Source organism: Methylomonas sp. MED-D (assembly GCF_050276835.1).
GTDB classification, from domain to species: domain Bacteria; phylum Pseudomonadota; class Gammaproteobacteria; order Methylococcales; family Methylomonadaceae; genus Methylomonas; species Methylomonas koyamae_A.
Genome location: NZ_CP189966.1, coordinates 134,615 through 147,363, shown reverse-complemented (window position 1 = coordinate 147,363; position 12,749 = coordinate 134,615). Strand labels below are relative to the sequence as shown.

Genomic DNA, 12,749 nt, shown 5'->3' with positions numbered 1-12,749 from the left:
TCAATGCGGATAAGGCCACAGCGGACCGCCAGCAATGGCCGAACTTAAAACGACCAGTAGATGAAGCTTTCATGGGCTGCCGATAACCAGGTGCCGGCGAAGAACAAGCCAGCGAAGACCGCAAGCGCCTTCAAATTCGGGGTCAAGGTGTCGAGTTGCGCTTGCGCATGGCGGTAGCGCAGACAAATGGCCAGTAGGAAGCCGATGGCGAGCATGTCCAGGCCGTTGACTAGCCCCGATATCGGAACCATCTCGGACCCGAACCAGCCGGCGAGCATAACCGGTACCGATATCCCATTGAGTCCCAGCATTGCTTGCCAGATCTGTAACGCCTGGTCAACGTTCGCCGCCCTAAATAGCACCCACGCAAAAAACACTCCCAACAAGGTCAAGGTTCTGGCCAGATAGCCCGGCATCGAATAACCGGTCTGGGTCCACAGCCGATACAGCGCGATCATTCCGCCGTGCATCGCTCCCCAGACGACGAAGGTCCAGGCGGCACCGTGCCATAAGCCGCCCAGTAGCATCGTCATGATCGCCGCCCACAGACCACGGTAAAAGCCTTGCCGGCTTCCCCCCAACGGGATGTACAGATAGTCGCGCAGAAATCGCGAGAGCGTGATGTGCCAGCGCTTCCAGAAGTCGGCGATCGTGTCGGCTTGGTACGGCGAATGAAAGTTTTGAGGGAGCACGATTCCGAACATCAATCCGATGCCGATGGCCATGTCGCAGTAGCCCGAGAAGTCAAAATAGATTTGCAAGCCGTAGCCCACCGTCGCTACCCAGGCTTCGCAGAGCGTGAGTTGATTGCTGAGTCCAAACAAGGGATCCACCACGGCCGCCAAGCGATCGGCGATCACGGTCTTTTTGCACAGCCCGGCCGCGAACAGGAACAGGCCTTTGGTCATGCGTTCCGGATCGAAGCGAATCCCTTGCTTGAGCTGCGGCATCACGTCGGAGTAGTGCAGGATCGGGCCGGCAATCAGATGCGGGAAAAACGAGATGGAAAACGCGAAGCGGCGCAGGTTGAAATCCTCGACGCGGCCTTGGGCGCAATCGACTAAATAGGCGATCGCCTGAAAGGTGAAGAACGAAATCCCGAGCGGCAAAACCACGTGTAGCAATGGCCACTGGCTGCCAGTCAGCGTATTACCCGTCTCAATCAGAAAATCGGCGTATTTGAAATAGGCCAGCAACCCCAGATTGTAGAGAACACCCACGGCGAGCAGGACGTTGGAACGGGTGAAGGCCATCCGTTTGCCCCAGTAGAAATTCAGCAAGGCGTTGACGACCAAGAGCACGGCATACTCGCGGCTCCATGCCGCATAGAACAACACCGAACTGGCGACGATGAACCACTGTGCCGTATTTCCGTAGTGTCGCGATGTGAACCACCACCAACACACCAGGGTCGCCGGCAGAAACAGGTAGAGGAATTCGGGGGCGGTGAACAGCATGAAGACCTCGCCTGCCCGTTATGCCATGTTGTCCGACGCGGACTTCGCCGCGGCAGCCAATGCCGCTCGCGTTTCGGGGTGAGGCGCCAATGTGCTGGCGGTGGGGGCCACGACCTTGTTCTCCGGATCCAGCAACACGATCATGCCCATCACCACTCTGAACAGCGAAGCGCTACGGCTTAAGCGAATCAGGTATTCACACACCCGCCGGCAGTGCTCGCTGTCTTCAATGAAAAAGGGTTCCGCTTCGTCTTCATTGTGCTGCGGTTTGGCGATGTTCTCGGGCAGGGTGGCGCCGTAGCGGCGGCTGATCGCTTCCAGCGCGCTCGTCAGTTCAAGGGCCATATCAAGATCAGCCTGGTTCGCCTTCGCCATCTTCATTTTGATGCTCCGGCATGTCGATAATCCCAAGGGGCCATAGGATTTTGGTCTTGCCACAACCCGCGCCGCTGATTCCGAGCATCCCGCTCGGCTTGATGAAAGACCGGATCACTGGTGTATTGCCGATACGCCCAGGCCCCGCCCTTGGCCACTTGTGCCAAGTTAACGTCCTGACCTTCCAGGTCGACATGGCCGATGAGGCGGCCATAGCGATCGGTATGGTCGACCGTGACCCGGCGCTGGTACACGGTATTGGCTAATCCGAGCCTGGCAGCCTCGCCATACATTTGTTTGAGCTCCGGCGCATCGATGTTGGCCAAGCGCACTTTTAAGGTCTGCCGATCGTCGGTCTGTAAAGTGAGCGTGTCACCGTCGTGTACGCCTAAGACTACACCGGCCAGACGCTGCGCCTGGGCAGCGGTACCGAGAAGAAATAACCCTAACAGGGTAATCAGGCGGCCTGTCTGTCGGTATCGATTCATTGTGTGGCTCCTGGCTATACCCGTTTTTGGGTGTGGGCGAAATAGATATTCATCGCCAAGGCGATGCCGACACAGGCGATCGGCATCGCTTGAGGCGGAATCGGAAATGGGAAGGTCAAGCCGAGCAGCAGCAAGTACACGATGCCGATGACGGCGTAGAAGCTATAGCGGTGCGCTAGAGGACTGGAATAATCGAAGTTGGATTGCTTGATTTTGCGTTGTATCAAGCCGTCCACCGCACTGGGGATAACCGAGGCGATTAGAAACGGCCACCACGACAACAGCAAAAACAAACGCCGTAGCGATTGGTAAAAGGTCCCGAACAACACGTCCAATTTGCTTTGGACAAACGGGAAATAATCGGTCTGCCCAAAATGCTCAAATCCGACCGATTTCTCGCGCTCCGCTGTCGTGGGTATGAAAAAGTGGTAAACGTTTTGTTGAATGCCGGTTTGCACCAATAAGGCATTGAATACCGAGGTGGCCTCCTCGCGGATGCGCCGATCGTGATCGGCGCCGAGGTATTCGACGATCATCCGGTCTTCGGTGTCTTGCATATCGGTCAGCCAGCGATCGGAGACCAATACCGCCACCAAAAACACTTCGGCGATCCACAAGATGAAGGTGACAAAGAGGCTTTTGGTCATGACACCGCCGAAATACGCTCAAGGATGGCCATCACTCTGGGGTTGGTCACCAACCTGTCGATCGGTACTTCCGTGGCTAACCGCTCGGACAAACAGGTTTGCAGGGCGTGCACCGTCTGGTGCAGCCGGAAGCCGTCATCCGGATGAGCTTGCGCGGATGCCCGAGCATACCGTGTCAGCACTTTAAGCATCATCTCAGTGATGGCGGTTTCCTGTTGCTCAGCATCCTGGCCGTGTTCGAGCAGGATTTTGATCGCGCACTGGATGATCTCGATGGCCACCGGCCAGTCGAGTTCCAGGATTTGCAATTCCGTGTTCTCGGACCGGTTTAATTTGCGCCACCGTTCCAATTGGACTACTTCCATCGGTTTTTCGGGTTTACGCCGTTTGGGATTTGACATTCGTGTGTTCCTTATCCAATTCAGAAATGAGTATCGGCAGGCGGCCCTTGACGATGCGGCCGCCGGACAATTTGGCGATGTAGTGCAGATCGGGCAATTGGCCTAATAGCTGCGGAGCGAATAAGTCGCCCTCTTCCTCCATCAACCGTTCGCCGATATTTCCGGAAAATACCGCTGGATTTGCTGAATGGGTAGAAACGCCCTGGGTTCTCATGACGTATTTCAATCGGGTTTTGGGTAGGTTATCGGTTATGTAGGTTTGGGTTTCGGCATCCATCACGCGAAGCGCGATGAGGTTGTTGAGGTTGGCCAGTATTTGCCGAGCCTTGGCTTCGGAACCCAATCGGGCCGAGAAGTCGGCAAACGTCTGGGTGGCAATGAACAGTCGGAATTTGGCGCCGCGGCCTTTGTTCAAGAGCTGGATGCACGGGTCGTTAATCACCTCGGCCGCTTCGTCGACGAAGATATTGACCGGCCGATTGTCGATGCCGTGGTTGTAGCGGTCGCCGGCGACGGCCGCCAGATCCGCCAGCAGGATGGAGCCGATTGCGCTACCGACCATGCTGTCCGATAAGGAATCCAGGCCGATATAGGCCACTTGGGCGCCTTTAATGATTTCGGCGGCATCGGTGATGGCCCGCGTATCGTTCGCGTCGCTTTGATCCGGCGACAATAAGGCCCCTAAGCTGCCGGAGGTCAGCATATTCATCAGCGGCAACAGCGAGGCAATCATTTTGCTGAAATGGGTGCGGTCGTGTTCGAACATGGAAATCAGCCCTTCCAGGTCGGTGTTCTGTTGTTCCGCCTGCACGCGCTCCCGATAGAACCTGACCAACAACTGCGCGGTTTTATCGCTAAAGTCCTGCTTCTTCAAACCCACACTGGCACGCCATTCGAAATCGAGGACCTTGTCGAAATAACGGGCCAGCGCTTTAATGACCAAGGGCACGGGGCCGCCTTCCAGATAGGTGCGAAGTTTCACCAAGGACGGTTGTTCTTCGGCGGCAAACAGCCCTTGCACGATATTGTCCAGCGCCTTCTGGCCGAAGGCCTTGAAGGGATCCGACCCGGACTCGCCGGGACTGACCGCGGCAATTCGGCTGGCCAGCTCGGACGAGCGATTGAAGTTTTTCAAAGGATCGATGCGCACGCTCTGGTCCGGAAAGGCCGGATGGAAGTAGACGAATCGCTGCGGCGAACCGGACAGCTGACAGGCACGTTCGGCACACCATTTCAAATCTTTGTCGCCCTTGGGGTCGATGATGATCACGGCTTCGTTGCGCAGTACGGCCTGCGTGACCAGGATGTCGAACAGCCGGGTCTTGCCGGCGCCGGTGGTGCCAACGATCAGGGTGTGGCCGGCGCTATGCGCAATGGCTTGCCGGATGTAGCCTTCGCTTAATCCCAGACCGTGGATCCAGGTCGCCCCCATCCGATCAAGATTGACCGGAATCAAGCCGGTTAAATCGCGTTTTTGGATGTCGTAGGCCAACTGGGCGTGCTGCTGATTCCACTCGAAGCCCCAACCCAGCCACCATTGGTCGGGATGGCGTCGCACGATCCCGGCGAGACTGGCGACGTTGAAGCGTTGGAATTTGAAATATTTGAGCCGGTACTTGCGATACCACACCCTAGCCGATGCCGGCAGGCGTCTGCCCGCCATCAAGAGACACACCGCCATCAGCCCGTTGAACGGTTCGCGCGGCAGGCCGGAAAAGATCACCATGACATACGCCACCAGTCCAAAGGCGAACCAGACCACAATCGCGGTGACTTCGTAATTGGGTCGCCAGGGTAGCTGATAGTCATATTCGTCTTTCATGACTTTTTGACGATGAAGCGCTTGTTGATATTGTCGACAACAATATCGGCTCGATTAAAGGCTTGCTTTATTAATTGTTTATATTCTATTAGCCCTTTATCCTCGATATATTGCCTTAGTAAGGCTAAATCCACGGTAAAGGTATCTTCGGTCTCTTTCACAGCCATCGGCAGTTCGAAGGTTTTAATCAAGTGAATCAGGGACTCAATCGAAAGGGTATCATCGCGGTGTCCGGCATTCTTCACCGAGATCTCGCCGGAATTGGCTGGCGGGTGATCGGCGTCCGGGGCGTCTTCGGTGGCGTAACGAGCTGGTTGGGATACCGGTTTGGCTTCGGCGGGTTCTAGCAACACGGCCAGATGTCGGCTGGCCGCCTTATTCAGCAAAACGCCTTTGACGCCGCCGATCTCGGTCACCTTGACCATGGGTTTGCGGGAATCGACTTCGATCATGCCGGCCGCATCCAGTGTCCTGACGATCTCGATGGGCTCTTGGCCCAGCCGAGCCGCGAGCGGCTGGTGCAAAACGAACACCAGACCTTTGGGTTGGACCAGAAAATAGTCGGCCGATGCCGGACCCAGGTTTTGCGTCAGCACGGCGCCCGCTTCGGATTTCGCCGCCAGCCATTGCCTGGCGGCTTGAATCTCGGCATGCTTTGCTGCCTCCCTCGATTCCGATGCGTCCGGCATGGCCGTCGGTGGGCTCGGTTGAGCATGACTCGATGCCGCCGGGTTTGGCGTGCCGACTTGAAGCACTTCCCGCGCCTCGGTTTCGACGACCGCTCCCGGCGCTGTTTCCGGTGCCGACAGTGGGTGATGCGGCGCCCCAGGCGTGGATACGTTGTCGTCAGCGCGGGCTGACGTGGCGGCCACGATGTCAATACCTGCTATCGGATCAGGCTGCCCGTCTTGATCGTCGATGTGGATCACCTGTCCGTTGACAATTAAGGGTGCGGCTTCGGGATACACGTGCCGAGGGTCCGACAACTTAAGCACTCTGAGCGGCGTATCCAGGCAATCCGGCTGAATCGTCCAATAACGCCTTACCTCGCGTGCGTCCATTCGATACGGAACGGCCAGCTGACGATCGAAGAGGATGTCGGCTAAGGTATCCGGGTGTTTCGGAATACCGGGAATATTGTTTTGGGTGATCAGGCGACAAATCTCCTCGGCCGCTTCGTCCCAGACGATAAACAGGCCTTCTTTCAATCGCCAAACGGTCGCCCTTTTGACGTTGTCGGTCCATTTTCCCTTTTTAACCAGTTGCCGCATGGCATCTAATATGAACCATTCGATGGGCGCCCCGATCGACGGGTCGATGGGAATACAGTTTTCCTTGAGGTCCCTTTCAACACTGTTGTAATCCGCGTCCATCACCAACGCAAACATCTTTGAATGATGCGGCGTACCGGCAATCGTCAGCAGCATTTCTTTATAGATGATTGGGCCATATTCGTTTAAATATTCTGAAACGCTTGCGAAGATGATTTTATTGATCAATGCCGCCGAGACAATCTCGTGGTCGCCATGACGATTCGCTCGCCAATGCAGATAATAGCGCTGGATTCTTAGTTTCTTTGCCCAAGTCTCAATATCATCCCCCAGGATATTGCAGGTATGCCGCCCGTCTTCCGATTTAATTTCCATATCAGTGACCGGTTTACCTAAATCATGCAACATGCCGGCAATGAATATCGCCAGCCGCCAGCGGGGCGTGAGTTGTTTGCGTTTTGCCGGCGTTTCGTCGATGCCGTATAACACACCGTGCGACTGATAAACGGCTTCGTATCCCACCTCCAGTCCATGCCGGAATAAACCGCCCGCCCCTCGATGGTGATGCTTTTCAGACGCCGGCAACAAATGCACAAATCGCGCGTAATTCAATATTAATGGATATACCCGCTGTTGATATTCCTCGTCTGTTACGCTCAAATAATGTCTGATCTTTTGAATTAACTCCGCTTGGGACTCCAATATTTTCTGGGGTTGCCTCACCGGCAAGCCTTTGGCAAATGGCGGGTAACGGGGCACGTCTTCTTCCGGCTCGGTAGCCCCTAAAATCCGGTTCAGTATTTTCGCTAACATCGCCGATGCCCGAATTATTTCTTTAGACTTTTCGGATCGCACGACGCCTTCAATCGAGACGGCATAGTGGTGGTACGAACGATCTCACGATCGCAGTCGGTCATATCCAGTTTGTGCCGGCAATACTTTCGCCAAGCTCTTTCAATGTCGTCCGAATCGGTCTGACAACTTGGTTGAGTGTCCGCCAGATCCGCCTCGCCGAGCGGGCGAGTGACGAGTCCGGTGCCATCCGCTGCCCCGCGGGTTTCGGTTTGCGGCTGCCGGGTGACCACGTGCTCCATCGACGACTGCCGTACCGCCGCCCCGCCCGTTTCCGAGGCAAAGGCATCCATGCTCAGCCGCCAGTGAGGTTGCGGCCTGGTCTGCGCCATCGATGCAATGACTTGCGCCGAGGTAAGCTGATCAACGGGTGCCTGCGCGCAACCGGCAATTAAGGGAAAAAGTAAGCATATCGCTGTCCGCATCGGCCTGTCCTCAGTTGTGGGTCAGACCAGCATATCGCATTCGAAAAATGAAACCCGCTGGCTAAATGCTTCAGAAATGCACTTTCCCAGCGGGTTTTCTGATCCCCGTTTCTCGATTCCCACTCATGTGTATTTAAACGACTTGCACCATTGCAATCTTGTCACAGGCACTGCACCATTGTTTTGTTAAACCGCCTGCACCATTTTATAAATATGGTTTTTGGCGGTTAAAAATCTAATGGAGCAATATCGTTTAAAACTTGAGCTATTGAGCGATATGGCTGGGCCACTTTCATTCAGCGAACGGCGCTCGCCGGCAACAAACCACCACTATCTGTTAACTTTCAGTCGGTTACATCACTGGATGCAATGGCGCAGCCCCTTTAAAAAACGAATGGCTCAGCCTGTTAAAAAAAATAATGGTGCGGCCTGCTGAACCAGACAATGGTTTTCAGCGGTTAGTTAATTTTTTAAACTCTCTATTTCTAGTTCCCATTCAATCAGTTGCGCGCTCTGCTCCATTATTTTTTTTAGCTGGCCGCCCCATTCCGGCGAAATATTTTCGCTAGGCTACGCCTGCCTGATCGTGGGCTTCGGCCGGGAATCTTTGGAATTCGCGTGGTGGAAATCGGGGTCTTAAGAAGCGCCCTTTACACCGCTTGGGATATCCCGGCCGACCCTATTCAACCTGAAACCGGAACAGGGGTTCACCCTATCAGGGTCGCTAAGTTATCGGTGATTGACGTGCAATGGTTGCTTTTTGACCGAAAAATGGAAGACGAATCGACTCGAGATCGACGCACAATCGACACCAATCGATTTTTACCGAATTTCAAGTGTTTTCCCACGCCGAGTCGATTTTGAGTCGACTTTCAGATCGACAGTCGCCGTGATAAGCGACTTTGACCAGAAAATGAATCGGGCGATTTTTATCGGTTACCCTGGATCTGCACGATGCGTTACCCGATTAAGACCCCAGCGAGAGATCGGCAGCGCCAACCCGGACGCGGAAAATCTCGAAACCAACCTATCCCGACGGGTTTTGCGGCGCATCCGACCTCACGTTGCTGCGAACGCCAACCCGATACAAGCCAATCCAGTGCCTATTCAGATTGGCAACCGCCCGTTTAAAGGGCAATACAGCACGCGCTTAAACGTTTTGATAGTCCAGCAATGCCTCTTTAATGCCGGCTAAAAGCCACATCTGTTTCCTGATTCTGGCAAGCTCATCTTCTGTTTCGATCACAAGCTTTGCAAACCATTCCGGCTGTGCCTGGACGATTTTTTCCAAAATCGAATAGTGATGCACGTTTCTCGGCTTTTTATAACGCTTTTTTTCGATAGCCTTTTGACCGAGAAATTTAGCCTCGTACCATTCGATGCTGATCGAATTCCCCCGGTTGCTCTTAATTCTCAAGCCTAACGATATTGACGGCGTTTCCAAACTATAGTCTTTCTTGTTATTACTCCAGTAATAACTGACATAATACTCGGCTTCTTTTTCCAACAGCGCGGCTTGATCACACAACCAAAGTTTTAATGCATCATTATTGGAAAAACTGTTCGCGGCGTCTTCAATGCTTGATAGCCGTTTTAACTCATACCTTACAGCGTCTAGATTCTGCTTGGTTTCCTGTTTGTTTACGTGGCAGGCTATTAATGTATATTTAACCAATAATTCTAATATCACAGTCAGTCTTTTATTAAATTTTCTGATCGATTCTAATTGATCTTCCGTTTCGAATACCAATGTCTTTAATTCCAGAGGCGCTTTCGCCAAAAAGTGATCGAGATAGTGAAATCGATACCGATCTTTTGGAAGGGCGAATAATCGCGTTTCAATAAACTGGTTATTTGACCAACGACCGACGCCCCAACCAAGTAGCCGTTTGTCATCCGCTGTCCATTCAAGCTTGATTCCCAGAGGGTATCTAGCGACGGCGGAATTTTGGCGAATCAATTCAATATAACCTTCCGTATATCGATTAACGACTGCCTGCGCTTGCTCTCGCAACTGATCTATTTGATGAAATAGCCAGGCGCAGACGGCCGGCGTGGCTTGATAGTACGTATAGACCGCGGGCTCGATCGCCTGGCTGGGTTGTGGATTCACCATGAGAAAGACCTTCCCTATCGGTATAGCAAAGGGGGCATGGTAGCGTATTGACTTTTACAAACCCGCTGGCAAAGTGCATTTTAAAAGCATCTAGCCAGCGGGTTTCTTGTTTGAAAATTGCTAAGATCGACACGCGTCTATCATCAGTCGCTATAACCTTACGCAATCGACAGGACACTCATTCACATGTTTATACTTGGCTTAGATATCGGCTACTCGAACGTTAAAATCGCCTTCGGCGAGCATCAATCGCTTCCCACCACCCGCCTATTCCCGGCCGGCGCCGCTCCCATCGAACACTTGCCGCAAGCCATCGATCGAACAAGTGATACGTTGCGGGTCAACGTCGACGGCACCGCCTGGGGCGCCGGCATCAGCGTCAGTAAACTGAGCAACTGGAACCGGGCGCTACATCGGGACTATGCGGCGACCCCCTCCTATCGAGCGCTATTCCACGCCGCCTTGCTGGCTACGGAACAACCCCACATCGACGTGTTGACCACCGGGCTGCCCGTCTCCCAATGGCAGGACAAATCCGCGCGGGATGCACTTGCTGCGCAATTAACCGGCGTTCATCAGGTCACGCCGAAACGCCAAATGAGCGTGGCCCGCGTTCAAGTGATCCCGCAACCCGTCGGCGCCTTTGTCGAACAACTGTTCAGCACGCAAGACCAACGGCTCAACGCCGGACGGGTGCTGGTGATCGATCCGGGGTTCTTCTCGGTGGATTGGGTACTACTGAACGAAGGCGAAATCGTGACGGCATCGTCCGGTACCAGCCTGGAAGCCATGTCGGTCTTACTCGATAAAACCAGCGAACTGATTTGCCAAGACTATGGTGGCCATCTTCCCCCGGAAAAAATCGAGGACGTCTTAAGAGCCGGTGGCACCACAGTGTTATTGCTGGGACAGACCATTGAAATCCAGGCGTATTTATCTGCGGCCGCGCAATCGGTCGCGGAGGTAGCCTTGGCAGCGATGAAACAATCGCTGCGGCGCGAGAAAGCTTCCGTGGATATCGTCCTGCTCGCGGGCGGCGGCGGCGCCCTGTATCAAGAAGCCGCCAGGTGTATTTTCCCCTCGAACCCTGTATTTCTGCCGGCGCAGCCGGCGATGGCCAATGCCCTCGGCTTTTTCTATTTCAGCCGAGCGTGATGATGAAAATATTGGTTACGATCAATTCAGGCTCCTCCCCGGAACTGTATGCAGCGATCGAAACGACACCGGCCAGGGACCGGGCGGAAAGGCTGCGGACCTTGGCGACACTCGGCGTCGTCAGCGCGCGGAATGGTCTACAAACCGTGTCAGCCATGCCTGACACGCCGCCAAACCGGCTCGAAGCGAATCAGACTCTGGTGAAGCTCAAGTCAAGTCTGAATGCCGAACAATAGCGACTTGCGCTATTGCGTTTTTTGATTCCTGTGTTTTTCTATAAGAGTAGGCACTGAGTATGCGAAAAGTGTGGATGATCTGCGTCTTGAGCGCCCTGTCGGCTAACGCTTACACTAACCCATTAACTGAATCGGACTGGGGAAGAATTGCGATGGAAAAAGGGCTAGACCCCTTTGAATTGTATGCCGTATCATTGATGGAATCATCGAAATACAGCGGTAACAGAACGATATCGCCTTGGCCGTGGGCGATCAACTCGGCCGGCAAGTCGATGCTGCCTCAAACCCATGCCGAAGCGCTTCAGAGCCTAGAGCGTGAATTAGACAAAGGGATTCGATCAATCGATATCGGCTTAATGCAGGTGAACATCAAGTGGCATGGCTATCGAGTCCACGACATCCGCAGCCTCTTTGATGCAAACGTGAATCTACGAATCGGTGCCGACATTCTGGCCGAGGCCATTCGATCCGAGCCCAGTGACAGAGCGCTGGGTCTAGGACGATATCATGCCGGTTATGGAAACGAGCCGGAGCGATTAGCCCGTGCCTATCTTTACGGCCAAAGAGCCTTATCGATTGCCAATGCGCTTAGGACGTATTTTGGAGATTAATCATGACCGATGCGATTGAAGCATTTAACCTCAAGCTTCTGTTGTTCATTCGAGAGCATATGTTGGACGATCAGTCCAGTAAGCTACATATCCTCATGGGCGTTGATAATGACGCGGCGCATTTAATAAAAACGGCCAGTATTGAAGACATTATCAAATTATCCAAAGTGGGATTTTTTTTATTCTCACCGCGTTTTGAATGTGATGAGTTAAAGAAAATTCTAGACTCGAATACGCTTGATCCTAAAACCCTGGTAGAGATTTTTAAATAAAAGGATACTTATTTATGGCCCAGAATAACGATGCAATTTCAGTGTTCGACAAACACCGCTTGGCGTATGACATGGTTAAGGCCGGCTTTAGGACATCAATCGTCTATATCCATACGCAGCTCTCAAAGATTTTGTTACGCAAGCTGTATAAGACACTTCATAATAAATCGCCGAGCTCAGGTTTGTTGCCGTCATCGGCCTACGTGTTGTCCAACCGCAAAAACCAAATCTATGCCACGTTATTCATGCGTATTTACTCAAAATTACATAAAGATATTGAAAATTCCATCGACGTGAAATTGGTCATGGACTCGTGGGACATTTATAAGCTTTTGGTCCCTCAGTGTTCTAACGAAGCGCTCGATATACATCCTCGAACCATCAACGAAGCCTGGGCACTGACCAGAGACTTTCGGGCGTCAACGAATTATTTTGCAAACTGTCGTCAGTGCAATCAACACTATTTAGCCTGCGACGATAGCCGCTTGGCAAAAAAGTGCCCGTTTTGCAACGCCGGAAACAGGTGAGCGGTTAAGTATACCAACCAATTTGTTTGTCAAAAACCCGGGGGTCGTTGCGTTTCGAGCCGCTTATCTGTCAGCCTAGTGGCGTATTTCCCCA

Annotated in this window: 14 protein-coding genes; 4 read left to right on the top strand and 10 right to left on the bottom strand. The window is 53.3% G+C overall.

All coding sequences use genetic code 11. The features are described 5' to 3' along the window. Positions 1 to 44: 44 nt before the first annotated feature. The 9 genes from ACQE3E_RS23860 to mobI form a co-directional block, all read right to left on the bottom strand. Positions 45 to 1,457 carry an MBOAT family O-acyltransferase gene (locus tag ACQE3E_RS23860; RefSeq protein WP_427501713.1) on the bottom strand — a complete coding sequence of 471 codons (1,413 nt, stop codon included), beginning with the start codon at positions 1,455 to 1,457 and terminating at the stop codon, positions 45 to 47. Between the two features lie 18 nt (positions 1,458 to 1,475). After that, on the bottom strand, positions 1,476 to 1,838 hold the full coding sequence (locus tag ACQE3E_RS23855) for a hypothetical protein (protein ID WP_427501712.1): 363 nt from the start codon (positions 1,836 to 1,838) through the stop codon (positions 1,476 to 1,478). Next, positions 1,835 to 2,320 carry a thermonuclease family protein gene (locus tag ACQE3E_RS23850; RefSeq protein WP_427501711.1) on the bottom strand — a complete coding sequence of 162 codons (486 nt, stop codon included), beginning with the start codon at positions 2,318 to 2,320 and terminating at the stop codon, positions 1,835 to 1,837. The genes ACQE3E_RS23855 and ACQE3E_RS23850 overlap by 4 nt, the downstream gene beginning before the upstream one ends. 14 nt (positions 2,321 to 2,334) lie before the next feature. Beyond that, positions 2,335 to 2,967, bottom strand: a complete 633-nt coding sequence (locus ACQE3E_RS23845) for a DUF4400 domain-containing protein (RefSeq protein WP_427501710.1) — start codon at positions 2,965 to 2,967, stop codon at positions 2,335 to 2,337. Next, a complete protein-coding gene (locus ACQE3E_RS23840) occupies positions 2,964 to 3,368 on the bottom strand; it encodes a hypothetical protein (protein WP_427501709.1) in 405 nt (134 codons plus the stop codon). Before ACQE3E_RS23840 ends, ACQE3E_RS23845 begins: the two co-directional genes overlap by 4 nt. Then, positions 3,346 to 5,190, bottom strand: a complete 1,845-nt coding sequence (traD, locus tag ACQE3E_RS23835) for a conjugative transfer system coupling protein TraD (protein WP_427501708.1) — start codon at positions 5,188 to 5,190, stop codon at positions 3,346 to 3,348. Before traD ends, ACQE3E_RS23840 begins: the two co-directional genes overlap by 23 nt. After that, on the bottom strand, positions 5,187 to 7,274 hold the full coding sequence (gene mobH / locus ACQE3E_RS23830) for a MobH family relaxase (RefSeq protein WP_427501707.1): 2,088 nt from the start codon (positions 7,272 to 7,274) through the stop codon (positions 5,187 to 5,189). Before mobH ends, traD begins: the two co-directional genes overlap by 4 nt. A 14-nt stretch (positions 7,275 to 7,288) precedes the next feature. Further along, positions 7,289 to 7,738 (bottom strand): hypothetical protein, encoded by a 450-nt coding sequence (locus ACQE3E_RS23825; protein WP_427501706.1) that lies wholly within the window; start codon positions 7,736 to 7,738, stop codon positions 7,289 to 7,291. A gap of 1,150 nt (positions 7,739 to 8,888) precedes the next feature. Next, entirely contained in the window at positions 8,889 to 9,854 is a 966-nt protein-coding gene (mobI, locus tag ACQE3E_RS23820; protein WP_427501705.1) for a conjugative transfer protein MobI(A/C), read from the bottom strand. A 186-nt stretch (positions 9,855 to 10,040) separates the two neighbouring features. Between mobI and ACQE3E_RS23815 the strand changes: the two genes are divergently transcribed. Continuing rightward, complete coding sequence (locus ACQE3E_RS23815) at positions 10,041 to 11,009, top strand: hypothetical protein (protein ID WP_427501704.1); 969 nt, start codon at positions 10,041 to 10,043, stop codon at positions 11,007 to 11,009. Here the strand turns inward: ACQE3E_RS23815 and ACQE3E_RS23810 are convergent. Continuing rightward, positions 10,996 to 11,166 (bottom strand): hypothetical protein, encoded by a 171-nt coding sequence (locus ACQE3E_RS23810; protein ID WP_427501703.1) that lies wholly within the window; start codon positions 11,164 to 11,166, stop codon positions 10,996 to 10,998. The two genes, ACQE3E_RS23815 and ACQE3E_RS23810, sit on opposite strands and share 14 nt — an antisense overlap. A gap of 153 nt (positions 11,167 to 11,319) precedes the next feature. Between ACQE3E_RS23810 and ACQE3E_RS23805 the strand changes: the two genes are divergently transcribed. From ACQE3E_RS23805 to ACQE3E_RS23795, 3 genes are read left to right on the top strand one after another with little or no spacing between them, the layout of a single operon-like run. Continuing rightward, positions 11,320 to 11,856, top strand: coding sequence for a transglycosylase SLT domain-containing protein (locus ACQE3E_RS23805; RefSeq protein WP_427501702.1), 537 nt, complete (start codon positions 11,320 to 11,322; stop codon positions 11,854 to 11,856). Between the two features lie 2 nt (positions 11,857 to 11,858). Next, on the top strand, positions 11,859 to 12,128 hold the full coding sequence (locus ACQE3E_RS23800) for a flagellar transcriptional regulator FlhD (RefSeq protein ID WP_427501701.1): 270 nt from the start codon (positions 11,859 to 11,861) through the stop codon (positions 12,126 to 12,128). 14 nt (positions 12,129 to 12,142) lie between these two features. Then, positions 12,143 to 12,655: a FlhC family transcriptional regulator gene (locus ACQE3E_RS23795; RefSeq protein WP_427501700.1), complete on the top strand. Its 513-nt coding sequence runs from the start codon at positions 12,143 to 12,145 to the stop codon at positions 12,653 to 12,655. Positions 12,656 to 12,749 lie beyond the last annotated feature (94 nt).